The 17,508-nt window shown below is 41.9% G+C and carries 18 protein-coding genes, 3 tRNA genes and 1 riboswitch; of the genes, 10 read left to right on the forward strand and 11 right to left on the reverse strand.

Going from position 1 to position 17,508, the window contains the following annotated elements:
• Window positions 1-9: 9 nt before the first annotated feature.
• Both thiC and DI060_RS06190 read right to left on the reverse strand, forming a co-directional pair.
• Complete coding sequence (thiC, locus tag DI060_RS06185) at window positions 10-1,503, reverse strand: phosphomethylpyrimidine synthase ThiC (protein ID WP_108974820.1); 1,494 nt, start codon at window positions 1,501-1,503, stop codon at window positions 10-12.
• A gap of 43 nt (window positions 1,504-1,546) precedes the next feature.
• Window positions 1,547-1,640: riboswitch (TPP riboswitch) on the reverse strand.
• A gap of 33 nt (window positions 1,641-1,673) precedes the next feature.
• Window positions 1,674-2,045 carry a PilZ domain-containing protein gene (locus DI060_RS06190; protein WP_108974822.1) on the reverse strand — a complete coding sequence of 124 codons (372 nt, stop codon included), beginning with the start codon at window positions 2,043-2,045 and terminating at the stop codon, window positions 1,674-1,676.
• Window positions 2,046-2,124: 79 nt separating this feature from the next.
• On the opposite strand from DI060_RS06190, the gene DI060_RS06195 reads away from it, so the two are divergent.
• Entirely contained in the window at window positions 2,125-3,300 is a 1,176-nt protein-coding gene (locus tag DI060_RS06195) for an Lsa36 family surface (lipo)protein (RefSeq protein WP_244594296.1), read from the forward strand.
• A gap of 144 nt (window positions 3,301-3,444) precedes the next feature.
• A complete protein-coding gene (locus DI060_RS06200) occupies window positions 3,445-4,071 on the forward strand; it encodes an ACT domain-containing protein (RefSeq protein WP_108974827.1) in 627 nt (208 codons plus the stop codon).
• Here the strand turns inward: DI060_RS06200 and DI060_RS06205 are convergent.
• The 5 genes from DI060_RS06205 to DI060_RS06225 all read right to left on the reverse strand — a co-directional run bounded on the left by DI060_RS06205 (window position 4,068) and on the right by DI060_RS06225 (window position 7,121).
• On the reverse strand, window positions 4,068-5,351 hold the full coding sequence (locus DI060_RS06205) for an MFS transporter (protein ID WP_108974829.1): 1,284 nt from the start codon (window positions 5,349-5,351) through the stop codon (window positions 4,068-4,070). The two genes, DI060_RS06200 and DI060_RS06205, sit on opposite strands and share 4 nt — an antisense overlap.
• A 67-nt stretch (window positions 5,352-5,418) precedes the next feature.
• Window positions 5,419-5,784: a phasin-related domain-containing protein gene (locus DI060_RS06210; RefSeq protein WP_108974832.1), complete on the reverse strand. Its 366-nt coding sequence runs from the start codon at window positions 5,782-5,784 to the stop codon at window positions 5,419-5,421.
• Window positions 5,785-5,903: 119 nt separating this feature from the next.
• On the reverse strand, window positions 5,904-6,479 hold the full coding sequence (locus DI060_RS06215; RefSeq protein ID WP_108974834.1) for a bifunctional nuclease family protein: 576 nt from the start codon (window positions 6,477-6,479) through the stop codon (window positions 5,904-5,906).
• 25 nt (window positions 6,480-6,504) lie between these two features.
• Window positions 6,505-6,578: transfer RNA gene (locus DI060_RS06220), tRNA-Ile, on the reverse strand.
• Between the two features lie 63 nt (window positions 6,579-6,641).
• Window positions 6,642-7,121 carry a hypothetical protein gene (locus tag DI060_RS06225; protein WP_135355006.1) on the reverse strand — a complete coding sequence of 160 codons (480 nt, stop codon included), beginning with the start codon at window positions 7,119-7,121 and terminating at the stop codon, window positions 6,642-6,644.
• On the opposite strand from DI060_RS06225, the gene hemW reads away from it, so the two are divergent.
• From hemW to DI060_RS06240, 3 genes are all read left to right on the forward strand, one after another.
• Window positions 7,120-8,307: a radical SAM family heme chaperone HemW gene (gene hemW, locus DI060_RS06230; protein WP_244594297.1), complete on the forward strand. Its 1,188-nt coding sequence runs from the start codon at window positions 7,120-7,122 to the stop codon at window positions 8,305-8,307. The two genes, DI060_RS06225 and hemW, sit on opposite strands and share 2 nt — an antisense overlap.
• 71 nt (window positions 8,308-8,378) lie before the next feature.
• A tRNA-Ile gene (locus tag DI060_RS06235) sits at window positions 8,379-8,452 on the forward strand.
• A 21-nt stretch (window positions 8,453-8,473) separates the two neighbouring features.
• Window positions 8,474-8,546 (forward strand) — tRNA-Ala (locus DI060_RS06240).
• Between the two features lie 2 nt (window positions 8,547-8,548).
• On the opposite strand, the gene DI060_RS06245 is transcribed toward DI060_RS06240, so the two are convergent.
• Window positions 8,549-9,640, reverse strand: coding sequence for a fatty acid desaturase (locus DI060_RS06245; RefSeq protein WP_108974840.1), 1,092 nt, complete (start codon window positions 9,638-9,640; stop codon window positions 8,549-8,551).
• A gap of 181 nt (window positions 9,641-9,821) precedes the next feature.
• Between DI060_RS06245 and DI060_RS06250 the strand changes: the two genes are divergently transcribed.
• Entirely contained in the window at window positions 9,822-10,253 is a 432-nt protein-coding gene (locus DI060_RS06250; protein ID WP_108974842.1) for a CBS domain-containing protein, read from the forward strand.
• A gap of 160 nt (window positions 10,254-10,413) precedes the next feature.
• On the opposite strand, the gene DI060_RS06255 is transcribed toward DI060_RS06250, so the two are convergent.
• Both DI060_RS06255 and DI060_RS06260 read right to left on the reverse strand, forming a co-directional pair.
• Window positions 10,414-11,220, reverse strand: a complete 807-nt coding sequence (locus DI060_RS06255) for a ribonuclease H-like domain-containing protein (RefSeq protein ID WP_108974844.1) — start codon at window positions 11,218-11,220, stop codon at window positions 10,414-10,416.
• Window positions 11,190-12,284, reverse strand: a complete 1,095-nt coding sequence (locus DI060_RS06260) for a pyridoxal phosphate-dependent aminotransferase (RefSeq protein WP_108974846.1) — start codon at window positions 12,282-12,284, stop codon at window positions 11,190-11,192. Before DI060_RS06260 ends, DI060_RS06255 begins: the two co-directional genes overlap by 31 nt.
• Window positions 12,285-12,330: 46 nt before the next feature.
• Here DI060_RS06260 and DI060_RS06265 point away from each other — a divergent pair, with 46 nt between their 5' ends.
• Genes DI060_RS06265 through DI060_RS06280 form a run of 4 tightly spaced genes read left to right on the forward strand, consistent with a single transcriptional unit; the run spans window position 12,331 to window position 16,804 of the window.
• Window positions 12,331-14,091, forward strand: coding sequence for a phospho-sugar mutase (locus tag DI060_RS06265; protein ID WP_108974848.1), 1,761 nt, complete (start codon window positions 12,331-12,333; stop codon window positions 14,089-14,091).
• Window positions 14,088-15,305 carry an aspartate aminotransferase family protein gene (locus tag DI060_RS06270; RefSeq protein WP_108974850.1) on the forward strand — a complete coding sequence of 406 codons (1,218 nt, stop codon included), beginning with the start codon at window positions 14,088-14,090 and terminating at the stop codon, window positions 15,303-15,305. The genes DI060_RS06265 and DI060_RS06270 overlap by 4 nt, the downstream gene beginning before the upstream one ends.
• Window positions 15,302-16,378, forward strand: coding sequence for a 3-isopropylmalate dehydrogenase (leuB, locus tag DI060_RS06275; protein WP_108974852.1), 1,077 nt, complete (start codon window positions 15,302-15,304; stop codon window positions 16,376-16,378). Before DI060_RS06270 ends, leuB begins: the two co-directional genes overlap by 4 nt.
• 15 nt (window positions 16,379-16,393) lie before the next feature.
• Window positions 16,394-16,804: a response regulator gene (locus DI060_RS06280; protein ID WP_108974855.1), complete on the forward strand. Its 411-nt coding sequence runs from the start codon at window positions 16,394-16,396 to the stop codon at window positions 16,802-16,804.
• Here the strand turns inward: DI060_RS06280 and DI060_RS06285 are convergent.
• The gene (locus DI060_RS06285) at window positions 16,785-17,507 is read right to left on the reverse strand and encodes a purine nucleoside phosphorylase YfiH/LACC1 family protein (RefSeq protein WP_108974857.1); all 723 of its coding nucleotides are present in this window, start codon (window positions 17,505-17,507) and stop codon (window positions 16,785-16,787) included. The genes DI060_RS06280 and DI060_RS06285 overlap by 20 nt on opposite strands.
• Between the last annotated feature and the right edge of the window lies 1 nt (window position 17,508).

Here is a 17,508-nt window from a genome sequence, read left to right on the forward strand (position 1 = left end):
GCTTTATATTTACCCTGAGCTCTTTGCTTCTTCCTTTCTTAACTCCTGGGTCAGATGCATAGAGCAAAAATGAGGCCCACACATCGAGCAGAAGTGGGCCTTTTTCATTCCATCCTGAGGTAAAGTCTCATCATGGTATCTTTCGGCTAGCTCAGGGTCAAGTGACAGAGCAAATTGGTCCTTCCAACGAAATTCGAACCGTGCTTTGCTTAATAAGTCATCTCTCTTTTGAGCACCTGGATGTTGTTTAGCGACATCAGCAGCATGAGCTGCAATTTTGTAAGCAATCACACCTGCCTTAACATCTTCTTTATTCGGTAAACCGAGATGCTCTTTTGGCGTCACATAACAAAGCATAGCCGTACCATGCCAAGCGATGACAGTAGCTCCAATTGCAGAAGTAATATGATCATATCCTGGTGCTATGTCCGTCACGAGTGGGCCAAGTGTATAAAAGGGGGCTTCTGAGCAGATCTCATTTTGTAATCGCATATTTTCTTCGATTAAGTGCAATGGTACGTGTCCAGGCCCCTCCACCATAACTTGGATGTCCTCCTCCCATGCTTTTTTCGTCAATTCACCTAATGTTTTTAGCTCGGCAAATTGTGCATCATCGTTGGCATCAGCAATACATCCAGGTCGTAAACCATCGCCTAAGGAATAAGATACTCCATATTTTTTCATTACCTGATTGATTCGTCCAAAATGTTCATAAAGAAAGTTTTCTTTTTTATGGTGGATACACCAACGAGCCATAATCGAACCACCACGAGATACGATCCCCGTAATTCTTTTTTTTGTAAGTGGGACATAGGCTTCCAAGACACCAGCATGAATAGTAAAGTAGTCTACTCCTTGCGATGCTTGTTCCTCTAAGGTTTCTAAAAACACATCTATATTTAAGTCTTCTGCTTTTCCTTTTACTTTTTCCAGTGCTTGGTAAAGCGGAACAGTTCCAATCGGTACGGGGGAGTTTCGGATGATCCATTCTCTAGTCTCGTGAATGTTTTTGCCTGTTGACAAATCCATCACTGTATCCGCTCCCCAATGAAGTGCCCACCTCAATTTTTCCACTTCCTCTTGGATGGAAGAACCGAGCGCAGAGTTACCAATGTTTGCATTGATTTTTACCAAAAACTTTTTACCAATGATCATTGGTTCAAGTTCGGGATGGTTTATATTGCTCGGAATGATAGCTCGTCCTATTTTGATTTCATTTAAAACAAACTCTGGATCCATACCTTCTCTGAGGGCTACATACCTCATTTCATCAGTTAGGATCCCTCTTTTTGCAAAATACATTTGTGAATGATTTTGACTGCCTTCTGCAATTCGTTTTTGAATCCAATCCTGCCTGGTTGGATGAATTCCTTTTTTAAAATTAAATTCATCATCATGCGAACAAAGTGTACCTGCCGTACGATATGTTTCGTAGACGGTTCCATCGGTAAGCTGGATTTGGTTTTTATGGATTTGGTAGTTGGAGTGATCTGAACTTGTCATAACGGTTCCTTCCCATTGGTGGCAAAGAGACAGCTGTTATAAATTTCAGCTTCCTCCGTTTCCCTTCGCAAGCATTACCTTGTGCAGGTTCATAGGGACTCTCTCAGCCTGAAATCCAGGCACCCCCAACGGTTTTTAAATTATGTCAGATACATAAAAGAGGACAAGGATTATTTCAAGGCTCTGTTTTTTCTTATCAAACGATTGATGTACAGCAAAAGATCCTGTTTCCCTTTTGGACCCATGTCTGTGAACTGCACTCCATACAATCCTTGGGTCTCTGATTTTTTTCCGATTTGTTTGATGACTCCTCTCGCCCGGAAGTCGGCCAAATCACCCGGTAAGGCAACCAAGATTTCCACTTTTTCATGCATATCCCATTCATCAAAATGGTGCGGAGCGACAATACCAATCCCACCCATACTGATATCGTTCGCATGGAGTACATCAATCAGACTCGTTCCCATAAGATGCACTTCAACAGGCTCCTCTGGCAATGGTTTGACGCGGACGTGTTTTCTCTTTTCCGTTTGGTTGGACATTGCCCAATTCTTTTTCCAAAAAAACCCTTGTAAACCAAAGAAAACCTTGGTAGTCTGAGATTGGCTTTTTATGGAAGAGATGAAGGTTCTGAAAAAACAAAAGACGATAGTTTTTCCGGTATTCTTTGTTTCCATCCTCTCCTTCATTCATCCCAGCCTTCTACAAGCAGAAGTCACTTGCACAGGCGCGGCTTGTACCGTACTTCCTGCAAGCATACGCACACAGTTAAACTCTGTGGACCAGGCATTCCAGACCCAATACACAGACAAAGTATTAGAATCCATGGCGGAATCGGCTATCCTTACCAACATCAACTCCTCTTTGATGGGACCAGGCCTCGTAAATCGATTTCAAATCGGAGCTGGGATGGGTCTTGCTGGACAGAGAAAGGAAGACATTACTGTCCAATACCAATCTTTAACTTTTGATAAATTACCCAATGTAGGTGCTTCGATTTCGCCAAACTTGATGTTTGCTGTCAATTTAGGTTGGTTAACGGGAGGGGGTCCCTCAGATACTGAGGCTGACCTAAAGACATTTTTACATCGATTCAATCTTTATGTCCATGGTTTTCAGTTCAATTTTTCCAATGGCGATGTACAAAAAGCCATCGAGGCACAGAATAAAAATTTGGACTTGGGCGGAGATATCACAAACGCAGGTTTCATGTTACGATTTCACCTTTACGAGAGTTATTCGGATGGCTGGGGACTGTTTGAATTTTCTGGTATCTCCATCGGAATGGGTATGCACTACCAAAGGCAAAGGATCAATCTATCCTACGACGATAACAAAGTTCAGGCCATAACCTTAGGTCCTGCCATTGGTACCTGGGGCGGAGCAACAAAGTTCGACTACAATAGTACTCTGACAAGTGTCCCCTTAGATGTCCGCACAGGATTTCGGATGTTTTACATATTGAACTTCTTTGTAGGTGGAGGGACAAGTTTGAACTTTGGTTCCACAAACCTTTCCTTACAAAGAGAAGGACCTCTGGTCCTTGCGATTGATTCCTCGTCTTTAACCTCTAGCCTTTCGGCAGAATTGGCGGCTTTGGTTCCTAGCTCTCAACTCAGCCAAACCCGGACAGGCACACTTGCTTTGGACTTGAGCGGCTCTGCCACTGCCCCCAATACTACCAATTATGTTTTGGCGGGACTTGAGCTGAATGTTTTCCTCACCAAATTGACAGTGGAAGCCATGGCCTCCCAAAGGGTCCAATCGGTGATGGTGGGTGCCAAGGTCGCTTTCTAAAAAAAAGTGAATTCTTCCTGTCCAAATCAGCCAACTGGTACCGTTTTTGCAATCTTTGTACAGAACGGAAGCACTTAGCTTATTTTTGCAAATCTTCTCAGTTGATTGCATTTAAAATAAGCAATGTGTTGCAAGGACGAGCAGATGACCGCACAAACGAGTACTGAAATCAAAAAACCAATCCTCCATGTATCCTGTGTACCGAGAAAGGACACCACCCTTCTCAAGATTTCCTTTTCCCAAGATGAAGTGGGCATCCTCTACCGTGTGACATCTGTTCTCTACAACCATGGTTGGGATATATTGGAGGCGGTGGCGGAAACCAGCAACGACGGCCACGTACAGGATCTCTTTGTGATCCGAAGTTGGACAGGCGGGGAAATGACAGAATCCTTACTTTCCCAAATCCGAAAGGATTTGTATTCACTCTTCTACGAATCGCTTTCTGTTGAGGCGTATTTACACTCCTACTCCAAAGATTTTATCCTATCAAGAAAGGTAGGTGATCCAGAAGCATCTTTGAAGCTCTATAATCCCATCTCCTCGGACTTTACTGTCATGGACTTACGGATGAAGGATACACCTGGAATTCTCTTCCAAATCACAGAAGCACTTTACCAACTCGGAATCGACATCATCAGCTTTACTGCAAATTCCCATGATGGGAAGATCAGGGACAGCTTTCTACTCCGAACATCTGTTTCTGGTGACAAACTGGATGAAAAGACACTCTTCCCCTTACTACGCTCAAAACTAGAAACCTTTCTCTAGGCCTTTGTTTCTTTCTCCTTAGTTGATAGTAGGAGGATCCAAAAGAAGAGCAGAAGCACTAGGGAAACAGAATAGGTAAACTGGGGCCCCTTTTGGAAAAATAGAATCGAAAAGAGTATGGGTGACAGCCCTCGGGCCAGTGAACCAAAACTTCTAAACAGTCCCAAAGCTAAGCCTTGTTCTTCGGCCCGGCTTTGCAAAGATGCAAAGGAGGAAAGACCTGGGTTTACTAAAGCGGCTCCAAACGCCATAAAAAAAAGTGCCACAAAATAAAGTGCTACATTTGGCATCGAAACCAAAAGGCAAAGGCCGACAAAAACACTGACGATCCCATAGAATACTATTTTCTTTTCCTTTACTTTGCCTGAAATTTTTCTGAGTAAGCCCCCCTGTACAAATATAATGATAATGCCTATAAATAAAAATGTAAAACCGATCTGTTTAGGAGGGAATCCAAACAATTCTGATAAGTGAAAGTTCAAGACAAACTCGAAACCAGAAAAACTGGTGAGAAATAATAAATTGAGTAAACAAATGCGGATCAAATGTTTAGATTCCAATCGACGCATAGCCAAAAATGGATGGATCATCTCTCCATTTCTGTTTTTGGGTTGGGATTCTGGTAGGTAAACCTGGATAAAAAGATAGTTTAAGAGCGCAACGACAACAGCCAAAAGTGCTGAAGCAGGAAAAATCACAAGATATCCGCTTTGGAAATATGAATCCAAAAATGTCCAAGTAGATGAAATTCCGCCTAACAAAGGTCCAGTGACAAAACCCAAGCCAATCCCTGCGCCAATTAAACCCATGCCCGCTGCTCTCGATTTTTCGTCGGTATGATCTGCCATAGCAGCGGAGGCGACAGAGATATTTCCACCCATACAGCCAGTAATCACTCTCGAAAGTACGAATAGCCAAAACTGGGAAGAAAACAACCATAAGATATACCCAAAAACTGCACCAATAGTTGTAAGACTTAGAATTTTCTTTCTTCCATATCGATCTGATAACTTCCCCCAAATGGGAGCAGATACAAATTGCAACAAGGAGTAGAGTGAGCCCAAGATGCCCCCAAATAAAACCAAGGTGAATTTTGGGTCTCCACCTTCACCTAACCATTGTGCCCATCGATGGATAAGCAAAAAAATCGGATCATTGCCTGAATATAAAAAATGGGTGATCGTTTTGGGGAATAAGGGAAATAAAAGAGAAAAACCCATCATATCCGAGAAAACGATCAAAAATAAAACGAGTTTTGTTTTTTTTGAATCTGCCTGCATAAAAAAATAAAAAAGTCACAGAGATCCTGTGACTTCCAAAAAAATTTATTGAATGAGAAGGTTAATCTTATTTGTTTTTAACTTTTTCAATCAAAACTTTAAGTTCATCTAATGCTTGTTTTGCTTTTTCCTTAACTTGTGGAGGAAGAGCGCTATCAATTTGCGCATAGATAGACTGATAATTTGCTTGGAGTTTTGCTACCACTTCTTCGTAGCTCGCATTGGTTTTCCCAATAGCATCTTGCGCATCAGTGATCGTTTTGCTTAAAAGGTCTCTGATTTTTTGTGATTCTGGTGATTTGTCTAGCTCACCTTTCGCTTTCAATTCGTTGTAAACTTTTTCCAGGTCTACCACTGCAGCTTTGAACTTTTCTTCTCCAGAACGGAAAAGAGCGATTCCAGCATTGACTACATCCATTACCAATTTTTCCATGCAACATTCCTTCTTGGAACCTATCGGCTCCTGTATTTGGTATCCCAAATATAAAGAAACGCAAGCGACCTGACAATTAAAAAATCAGTAAATTGGAAAAACTGGGCGACATAAAGCAATCAACTGTTGCCGATTAACTTTTTGATTTGGTCTCGGATCTTTGCAGCGGTTTCGTAATCCTCTGTTTTTAGAGCGTTTTCTAAAGTCTCTTCCAAAATCTGTAAATTTGACTTGGGGAGGGCTTGGATTTTTTTTTCTGGTGCTACACTTTCGGCTTGGATTTCGTCTTCTTTCATAACGATTCCTGCCTCATCTAACACTGATTTCGCTAAAAAAATAGGAGCATTTGCTCGCAGTGCAAGGGCTATGGAATCGGAAGGCCTAGCATCTAGTATAAAAATTTCCTCGTCTCTACGCAATTGGATCTTTGCATAGAAGGTGCTATCTATGATCTCTTCAATAGTGATCTTTAAAACTGTCGCTCCCATTGCAGTCAACATATACAACATTAAATCATGGGTCATAGGACGAGGTGGCTTTGTGCCGTCTAGGACTGTCGTAATGGAATGGGTCTCTAGTGGTCCGATGAAGATGGGAACCACCCGGTTGTCGTCTGATTCTTTTGGTTTGAGAAAGACTGCAAATCCAACATTGGTGAGGCTAATGTCTGAGATTTTTACTTCGAAAAATTCCATGGTGGTCCTCACGAACAAAATAATTTGGGCCCAGAAGGTCTCGAACCTTCGACCCGCAGATTATGAGTCTGCTGCTCTAACCAACTGAGCTATAGGCCCTACCCTTTCCAATCTCCAGAAGAAAAAGAGAGAGACAAGCAGAAAACCATGCTTTGTTCCACATCAAGGAAGAAAGCTTCCAGTTTCAAAGTAGGATTGGAGATCAGCCCTATCCTTTCTGATAAAGATCCAAAACCAATAGAATTTGCTTCCAATGGGTCCTAGGCAAAGCTCAGCACGCAATAGATTCTGGTTTCGCACTTGTTCACCACTGTAACAAAGAAAGGAACTCTCTTTGAAAGTACGCTCCACTCGTTTCACCTGTTTTCCTTGCCAAAACACTTCTTTCTCCCATTCTCCCAAAGAATCAGGAATTTGGGACAGGGGGAGTTCACGGATGCTCATAAAAAAAGGCTCCCGTCTTGCGGGGAAGATCTGAAGAATTTTCTCTCGAGAGAGATTTTGTTCTTTAACCACGACATCCTCAGGAAATACAAGAGAGAGGCCTTGCCAAACAAAGACTTGGTCTTTTAGCACCAGATCAGAACTCCAGACTGAGGTCGAAAAGAACAAATGCAAAGCCCAGAAGATAGACTTCCTCATGACCTTATCCAACATGACAGCAATTCCATTAAGAGCAAATAAAGGCAAACTAGGCATTTACGTCCACTTTCCTTTTTGTTACCAAAAATGTGATTATTGTGATTTTTATTCGGAAGGAATAGGAAAAGAAAATTCTCCTCTCGAAAAACAACTGTTTAACGCCTATAAGCTTGAATTTTTAGAAAGAAAAAAATTAGGAAAAGAGTGCACATCATTTGAAGTAGACAGTATTTTTTTCGGAGGTGGAACTCCTAGCAAAGCGGAACCATCTCTTTGGAGGGACCTTTTACAGTTCTTACAAAATGAACTCAATATTTCTAAAGGCGTGGAGATTACATTAGAAGCAAATCCAGAAGACCTGAGCTTAGAGGCCATGGGAGAATGGCAGGCTGCTGGGATCAATCGATTGAACATTGGAGTCCAAACGAGAGCAAAAGCTGGGCTTACCTATTTAGGTCGGTATGTAGATGAAAAAAAGTATCAAGCATTGGATTCTCTCTGTAAGAATTCACCTATCCCAAGATTGGGAGTTGATCTCATGTATGGCATACCAGGCCAATCCTTCCAAGATTTTTTAGAGGATTTGGATTCCTTCCTTTCCTTGCCACTGGCACATTTTAGTATGTATTCGCTGACTGTCGAGAAAGGAACAGCTTACTCTCGTCAGGTGAATGAAAAAAGGAAAGAATCTCCAAATGAAGAATTGCAATACCAAGTTCTAGAATACCTTCCAGAGAGAATGAAAACAGAAGGATTTGAGTGGTATGAAGTATCCAATTATGCAAGGAATGGCGCCTTTTCGCGACACAATTTGCGGTATTGGATGTATGAGCCGTATTTAGGCCTCGGCCCCGGTGCCCACGGTTTTATAGATCAAAATCGTTATGGTAACCCCAGAAATACAGGAAAGTATCTCAAGGACCCAATGTCTGCGAAGTCTGAACCGGCAAGTCCCGCGATAGAATTAGCTCTGACACTTTTTCGTATATTCCTTCCCATGGACCTATTGAGTTTCACCAGTATGCATCTCAATGAGAGAGAGCAAGAATCCTATCTTCGGACCATCTTGGACTGGCAGTCTAAGGGCCTATGTCTTTGGAATGGGAGGATTTTCCATTGGAAGGAGTCCGCCATATTCAAGTTAGATGATTTAATTCTCCAGCTTTGCACTACCTTAGAGAATTGACTTACATTTGCTTTTTTCTTAGGAAAAAGATTTGCTCGCCTGACCCATCCGAAAAATACTGTCTGTATCCAGGGCCTGTAGCTCAGTTGGTTAGAGCACACGCTTGATAAGCGTGGGGTCATAAGTTCAAGTCTTATCAGGCCCATTCAGGGATACCGTTTATAACGGGGCGTTAGCTCAGCTGGGAGAGCATCTGATTTGCATTCAGAAGGTCATCGGTTCGATCCCGATACGCTCCAATTCAATCCACCTCTCCAAATGATCTGTAAACGTTTGCTTCCACATCCCATAGATGGCAATGCAATATTTGGTGCAGGTAAAAACGCAAACTCACCCTCCCTTCTTTCAAATCCTTAGAATACTCCGACTGTTTCAAAGCATCCCAAGCCGCAGGTAAGTGATAAGAAGGGATGGCTGTGGAAAGATGGTGCGGTGTATGGATATCAATATGAAAGTGCAAAAAGGAAAGCCACTTGGGATGGACCACATTGTATGTAGAAACGATCTGGCCTAGATAGGGATTCCAGGCTTCTGGTTCATAGATATCGATATCAGTAGTGGTATGGTGCAGATAGGTATAATAACTCATCCAAAATTGGAATCCTAGAGCCGGGATCAGGACGATATGCACTAGGATGCGAATGTCGCCGGTTAAGAAAAACAAAAAGGCCGAGTACAAAAATAGCCCGATGCCCAAGAACACATATGAGAAGTAAACAGATGTTCGATGCTCCTTCGTGAATTTTGAGGGGAAGGCATGGAAAACTATATTATGCAAGAATGATCCTAATGGTGGAAAGTAGCGAGTCGCTTTGTAAAGAAAAGCTCGGACAGGAGATGATTTTTTCAGCAAACGATATTCCTCTACCGTAAAGGGCAGCCAAGCATTGTCGAAATAGACATTTGTTCCGTTGGGTTTTCGTTCATTTGTGTGGGCATGGTGGGAATTATGGCTAAATTTCCAGGCGTAGAAGGGATAAAGAGAAAATAGAAAGCAAAATTGCCCAATCCAGTGGTTGAGTGTTTGTTGCCGGAGAAAAGAGCCATGGGCACAATCATGTCCAATGACGAAGAGGGAAGTGATCGTAAAACTCAAACAAACCCATACCAGAGGATACAGATAGGGAATGCCAAAAGAAAAGCTAACGAGACCAAAGAGTACGGCGGCAGCATGCAAGAAGACAGCCAGTGCTAGCCGAGAAAAGGCCTTCCCCGGATTGGGTAAAAAGAGGTCCTTAGGGATGATACTTCGGATGCCGGAAAGTGTCCTTGGTTTCAGGTTCTCTCCCCGTTTCAGTTTTGGCCGTGCCAGAGTGGCAGTAGATGTAGGCATTTAAGATCCTTAATTGGCTTTCATAACGAACAGCGCTAATTATTGTCCTTAGCAGACTAATTTGGAGCGGATTCCTGTCAAGAGCCTCTTGGGAGAGGCACGATCTCTTCCCCTACTAGAACCTCGCCTTACAAAAAATTTCTTGCATTGATGGGAAAAAAATGGGAAACCAGACCCTACCATGTCAGTCCAAGAAATCTTAAAAGACAAAGCCAGTTCCATTCTCTCCATCGATGAAAGTCACACGGTGCTGCAAGCCGCAAAGATGATGGCGGAGGCAAAAATCGGTTCTGTGATTGTGACCTTTGAGGGAAAATTGGCTGGTATCTTCACGGAGCGAGACTTGATGAGGATTGTGGCCCAGCAATATGAAGCCATTCCAAGTTTAAAGCTAAAGGAAGTCATGACGACTCAGCTGACAGTCGCCGGTCCCAATGATGAAATCGACGACATCCTCAATACAATGATCTCGAAGAGATTCCGACACATGCCGGTTCTCGATGGCGAAAAAATTGTCGGTTTGATTTCCATCGGCGACATTGTGAAGACAAAATTGACGAGAACCCAAAAAGAGATGCATATTCTCCGCGAGTACATGTACGGACCGCATTAAATATTTATTTCCACTCAGTCAATTTCTTTCTACGAAAAACCGATGTACCACATATGGATGAACGCATCATCCATAAATGAAGGGTGCTAAAATTCAGCCTTCCATTTAGCCTACTTTGCCTGCGGTCTTGAACAGTCGAGATCGCAGGCGATTTTAGGGCCTACCATTCTTCCGGTTCTATATATAGGTTGGTGAATTCTTCCACCTTGCGCCGATAAACTTCTTCTAAAATATATTTCAAATTGATGGTGTCTTCTTGGTTGTAGGCAACCAACAGTTGTAAACTGGATAGATTGTCATTTTCTTGGTAGTCCTTCCAAAGGATGGGTGCTACTTTTCCGTCAATCTTTGCAATTTCCTCTGCGCGTACGAGTCCCAAAATCTCTTCCGATTTCTTAAGGCCTCCTTTTATACCCATATCGTGTAAGACATTCATCAAATCTAAGTGAACATTTGGTATTTTCTGGTGGAACTCTTTCTCAAGGAAAGGGACATCAAATCTCTTTCCATTGTAAGAAACAAGAATTGTATCTGATTGGATGCCATCAAGGAGGTATTCCAAATTTTTGCCCCTTTGGTAGGTTTTCATTTCACCAGCTTGGTACAAAGAAACAACTGTTACATGAGAGTTAAATTCTATACCAGTGGTCTCAATATCTAAAAAACAAAACTTTTCTGGAGATATTTCCCAAACCTTCCAAAGATCTCTATAGGGAAGATTTTGGGAAAAAAATTGCGCGTCCTTTTTTTGGTATGCTTTTTTCCAAATAGGGATCGCTTGTTTGATCTCCTGTAAATCTGGGAAAGCCCACTTCCACCAAGCATGATCTTGGTTAGGTGTAAAATGCAAAAAATCATCCCAATCAGCGATTCCATATTCCCAAATCTTTTTTTCCAATTCGGGACCAATGCCAGGGAATAAGGCAAAAGAAGTTTTTAAGAGAGATAGATTGAACTTTGGATCCACTGATCGACTCCTTTTTGGAATAAGCTTTGCCTCTCTCCAAAGCCCAATCGGATAAAACCTTCTCTTTCAAAATTCTTTCCAGGCAATACAAAAACTCCCGTTCGTTTCCAGAGTAAATCCGCATACTCTTCAGAAAGAATGCCGGGTTTGAGTCTAAGCCAAGTTACTAAACCACCTTGCAGATCCGAATACGAGTCAATCCCTGGTAGCTCCCTCCAATGTTTTTCCAAATAGGTTACATTTCCAAAGACCTCACTACGAATCTTTGGCAAAAATGCATCTCTTCGTTCTAAAAGCCCAAGAGCTATCCTTTCGGCGATGGGGGAAACGGTATGGGTGAGGTAGTCTTTGAAGGAACGAGCGCGTTTTACAAAGGACTCATCAGCAACAAGCCAGCCAATCCTTAGGCCAGTCACTCCAAAACACTTGGTAAAAGATCCGGTTCCAAAAAACCGATCGTTTATGGAAACTCCGGTCCAACCATCTGGGTCATACCGATCGAGAAAACGATAGTGCTCATCAAATAACACAGGTTTATTTTTCGTTTTCAATTGTTGGACTAACTTTGGACGATCTGCCTTCGCAAATTCGAACCCTGTCGGGTTGTGCGGGTGGTTGATCACATACAGGTCAGCCTGAATGGTTTCCCAGTCTTCTGACTGGATCCCTTCAGGTGAAGTTGAGATCGGTAAAAGCCTTGCTCCCAACATCTTTGGAATTTCGTAGAGTGCTTGGAAGGCAGGGTGGTAGTAGGCAACAGCATCCCCTTTCTGGATGAGGAGATGGAAAGCCAAATAGAGAGCTTCACTCGTCCCCGTAGTCACCAGGACATTCTCGGGAGCGGTGCCAGGGTAGAGTTTTGCGATTTCCTTTCTGAGTTCCCAAGACCCTTGGTTGGGGGAATCATACATTGGAATCTGCATCCATTCTTCTTGGGAAATCCCAGCCATGGAAAGAACCTCGCCCAAAGAAAAGGCATGGTAACCACTTTCACCTAAATTGGCAGTGGATCGATTTCGGTATGTCTCCAATCGGTCTTCTATGAAAAATTCTCTCGGTTCCAATTTTTAATTTCCAGATACAAACATTCTACAAGATAGTAAGGAAGCTATGTTGAAACCAGAAGATTACATTCTCGCTTGGACGAAATCTCCTTTTTCCAAAGAAATCCAGGAAGAAGCAAAAACTGCCCTCGAAGCGTTTCGGAAGGGTGAGACAGGTCGATTGACGGATGCATATTCCCTTCCTCTAGAATTTGGAACTGGCGGGATCAGGGGAAAGCTCGGGAATGGGATTGGGCTTTTAAATGAATACACAGTTGGTCGAGCCGCCTTGGGTTTTGTTCGCCACCTTATCAAAAAAAACAAAAAAGCAAAACTTGTCATCGCCTATGACTCAAGAAGGCGTTCCCAAGAATTTGCAGAGATAACAGCTGGTATCGCCGCAAAACACGGTTTACTCGTAAAAATCTTTCCCAAAGTGACACCAACCCCGCTCCTTTCGTATGCGGTACGATACTTTAAGGCAGATGGTGGTGTCGTCATCACAGCATCTCATAACCCTCCAGAATACAATGGTTTTAAGGCATATTTAAGCGATGGAGGTCAGCTTGTACCTCCCGACGACAAACAAATCATTTCCAATATTGAAAGCATTTTAGATTGGAATGAAATACCTTTCCTAAAAAAAGCAGATCCGATCTATAAAAAACAAGTTAGCTTTGTAGGGAAAGAGTGTTTTGAATCCTATTTAAAAGACTTAAAAAAAGCGAAACTTAACTCCAAAGCAAAACCATCAGACAGAAAAAATCTGAAAATTGTCTACTCCCCCTTACACGGAACAGGTGGAGAATCAATGAAAGCAATGCTAAACAAGTTTGGATACAATTCTGTATTTTTGGTTCCTGAACAATCAAAACCTAATGGTGAATTCCCCACTGTTAAGTATCCCAATCCAGAGGAGAAAGAGGCACTTGTTCTTTCAGAAAGTTTTGCAAAGAAAAAAAAGGCATCCATATTCATAGCAACGGATCCAGATGCAGATCGTTTGGGTGTAGGAATTCGAAAATCCGATGGTGAGTATGAATATTTAAATGGTAACCAGATCGGCTCCATAATGGCTGCTTACCTTTGTGAAAAAGTCTCGAACCTGAAGTCCAAAAATAGACACTTCCTTGTGAAAACTATAGTTACTACAGATTTGCAAGAGTCCATAGCCAAAAAGAACAAAGTGTACATTAAAAATGTACTTACTGGTTTTAAATACATTGCTGAAGAGATGAAAGCCATTGACAAAAAGAAAACGGACAAATTTCTATTTGGTGGCGAGGAGTCTTATGGCTATCTTCCTGTTCCGTTTGTAAGAGATAAGGACTCTCTTTCCAGTGCCCTTCTCTTCTTAGAAATCCTTGCAGAAAAAAACGACTTACTTAACTATCTGAATGAGATTTACCTGAAGTACGGCTTGTATAGAGAAAGCTTATATTCTCTTACCCTGGAAGGTAGTTCAGGTCAGGCAAAGATAAAAGCATCCATTGAATCCCTACGAAAAAAGGATCTCCTCGGTTTATCCATTGGCAAACGTAAAGTAGAGTCTGTTTTAGATTTTGGAGAACAAATAGCCAAGGGCAAAGGAAAATCCTCTGCCTTTCAAAAAATGCCAAAGTCAAACGTCATTCAATTGGAGCTAAGTGGAAATGCAAAATTAACCATTCGACCTTCAGGAACCGAGCCAAAGGTAAAGATATACTCCTCTTTTCGGTCAATGGTTCATCCCAAAACACAAACAGAGATTCCAAGCCTTTGGGAAACTCTAGCTCTCGAAATAAAAGAGGCAGAATCTGAATTTCTTCAACTAGCAGGCCTAAAATGAATGAAGATGTAAAATCAAAATTGGATGAAACCAAACAACTCACAGACAAGTATCTATTGGGCAATTACAATCGATATCCTGTAAGCTTTTCTTATGGTGTTGGTGAATTATTATTCGATTCGGATAATAAGGCTTATATCGATTTTCAATCGGGAATTGCCGTCACAAATTTAGGTCATGGAGAAGCGGATATCATTGAAGCAATCCGCCTGCAAGCAGACAAGATCATGCATAGTAGCAATCTTTACTATTCGCATGAACAAGCAAAGTTAGCTGAAGTGATCATTGAAAATAGTGCTCCTGGGAAAGTATTTATTTGTAACTCTGGAACGGAGGCAAATGAAGCTGCCTTTAAATTGATGAGAAGACATGGACTTTCTAAAAATTTAGAACATCCTGTCATCTTTGCCTTAGAAGGTAGTTTCCATGGACGTTCTACTGGGTCTATGAGTATGACTGGCAACAGCTCCATTCGCGATGGATTCGGTGATCTAGTTCCGGACGTTTACTTTATTAAGCCAAACGACGAAGATTCACTGGTTACAATGTTTGAAAAGTATGGGGAGAGAGTTTCTGGTCTCATCATGGAGCTCATTATCGGTGAAGGTGGTATCATCCCCCTGAGCCAATCCTTTGTCAATTTAGCAAGAAAGCTGACCGAAGAAACAAACTCACTTTTAGTTTTTGATGAAATCCAAACAGGTATGGGGCGTACTGGTAAATTATTTTGCTTTGAACACTATGGATTTCCTCCGGATGCGTTCACATTGGCAAAGGGTTTAGGATCTGGTTTTCCGATAGGTGCACTTGTCATAGCTGATGAATACGCAGATCTTTTGGGAAAGGGTATGCATGGATCCACCTTTGGTGGTAACCACCTAGCTTGTGCCGTTGCTTATGAAACCTTTCGTCTCATACTGTCTCGAAATATTTTAGAATCGGTAGAGACCTTAAGTACGCTCTTTTTCCAACGATTGGGTGCTATGAAACAGCTTTATCCCATTGTAAAAGATGTGAGAGGAAGAGGTTTGCATATTGGTTTAGAACTTACTTTGCCATCTAGACCTATTGTGGAAGAGTGTTTACGAAAAGGACTAGTAGTGAATAGTACAGCCAACACAGTCATTCGTATCATGCCACCGTTAAATATCTCTCTAGAAAGAGCCACAGAGGGATTGGATATTTTAGAATCTGTAATAAAAGGAAACACATGAATCGTATCGCAGTATTAGCAGGAGACGGAATCGGCCCAGAAGTGATGGATGTTGCCATCCCCGTCGTACAGAAAGCATTGGGTTCCAAGGCGGCAAATTTTTCATTTGAACAAGCTTTAGTCGGTGGAGCTGCCATTGATGCAACCGGCTCTCCCCTTCCAAAAGAAACTTTGAAGTTATGCGAAGAATCAAAGGCCATTTTCTTTGGATCAGTAGGTGGCCCTAAATGGGAGAGTTTACCTCCTGAGACACAGCCGGAAAGAGGTGCACTCTTACCTCTGCGCAAACATTTTGATTTGTTCGCAAACTTACGACCGGCCATTATTTATTCTGAATTGAAGAATGCATCCCCCATCCGAGCAGATATCATCGGAGATGGATTGGATGTGCTAATCCTCAGAGAACTCACTTCAGGCATCTATTTTGGAAAACCCAAGGGAAGAGAAGGTTCTGGCCAAGAAGAATTTGCATATGATACGATGAAGTATTCACGCCGTGAAATAGAACGCATTGCACGCAAAGCCTTTGAAGCTGCAAGACATAGAAATAAAAAAGTAACAAGCATTGATAAAGCAAATGTATTAACGACTTCTGTACTCTGGAGAGAGGTAGTCGTACAATTGCATAAAGCAGAGTTCAGCGATTGTAAACTTGAACATCTTTACGTAGACAACGCAGCCATGCAGTTGATTGTGAATCCAAAACAATTTGATGTAATGCTTTGTGAAAATATGTTTGGAGATATACTCTCTGATGAAGCATCAATCATAACAGGTTCTATTGGGATGCTGCCTTCAGCCTCTATCAACGAATCTGGTTTTGGATTGTATGAGCCTTCTGGTGGTTCCGCTCCTGATATAGCAGGAAAAGGAGTCGCAAATCCTATTGCTCAGATTTTATCGGGAGCTCTATTGTTGCGATATTCTTTTGGTCTTGAAGAGGAAGCCAAAAAAATCGAGAACGCGATCCGCATGGTGCTCAAAAAAGGCCTTCGCACTAGGGACATTGCTGAATCTGGTAGCACAGTCCTTGGCACCAAAGAAATCGGTGCGGAAATCATGGGCGCAATTTAATTTAGGAGAGAGAACATGCAAGCAGGAATGTCTCCAACAGGAAGACCGTATAACATCATCATAGCTGAAAATTCAAAATTTCAAGCAAAACAGTTACAGCAAATACTCGAATCAGAAGGATTTAAGATTTTAGGAGTCGCTGAGACAGGAAAGGAACTCATTAAATTGTACAAAGAGTTCAAACAACAGGTGGATTTGATCACCATGGAAATATTTCTACCTGAAGTAGATGGTTATGCTGCTTTTTGGGAAATTAAAGAAATGGGTATCCTGCCACGTATCATGTTCATCTCTGAAGAAAATACACCTACGGTGGTCAAGTCACTAGTAGAAAACGGAGCGATGGACTATATGATCAAACCAATCAAAAGGGAAAAAGTCTTGGAAAAAATCAAAGAAGTGATTATCAAGATCCCCAAAATATAAGATTCATATTTCTTCCCTCTTCTTTGGCTCTGTGGCTAAAATAACGAGCCGAACGAAACACTTCCTCATCATGTCGGAGTATTTTAATTTGCGGGAAGTCTTTCTCCAAGCTCACTGCTATGGCAGTAGCCACGCTCAACAGATACCCTCCACTGCTAGCTTCAATGACCTCTTCACCATAATGTGAAAAGTATTGGTATACGTCTTCTTGAACTATATAGTTTTGCTTTCCTATCGAAGGCCCTAAACATATGACCAAATCTTCTTCTTTATAACCTTTCGAAAGGATTTCGCCTATCAATTGATTGGTGATCTTTAGTTTTGTACCTTTCCAACCGGAATGTATCATTGCAACTAAGGGTTCTTTTTCATTCCAAAGAAATACAGGCACACAGTCAGCAGTTCTGACAACGAGAAGTTCATCTCTACGGCTCGTCCAAAGGGCATCCCCTTCATAGATTCCTTCACTGCTTTTTAACCACTTTGAGTCTATCTCGTAAAATTGATTTCCATGAGTCTGTTTCAAAGTATGGATCTTGTTACTATCTACATTCATACTCGAAGAAACAATTTGTTTTGTGGCATTGAACCAATCCTCGTCACTTTTGGGGATTTTTTGATCCAGACTTTGTAAGTTCCATTCTTCTTTGCCTAAACTGACACAATGTACGGTTCCATACTCTACTTTGGATACTATTTTCATG

The organism is Leptospira ryugenii, from assembly GCF_003114855.1.
Lineage (GTDB): Bacteria > Spirochaetota > Leptospiria > Leptospirales > Leptospiraceae > Leptospira_A > Leptospira_A ryugenii.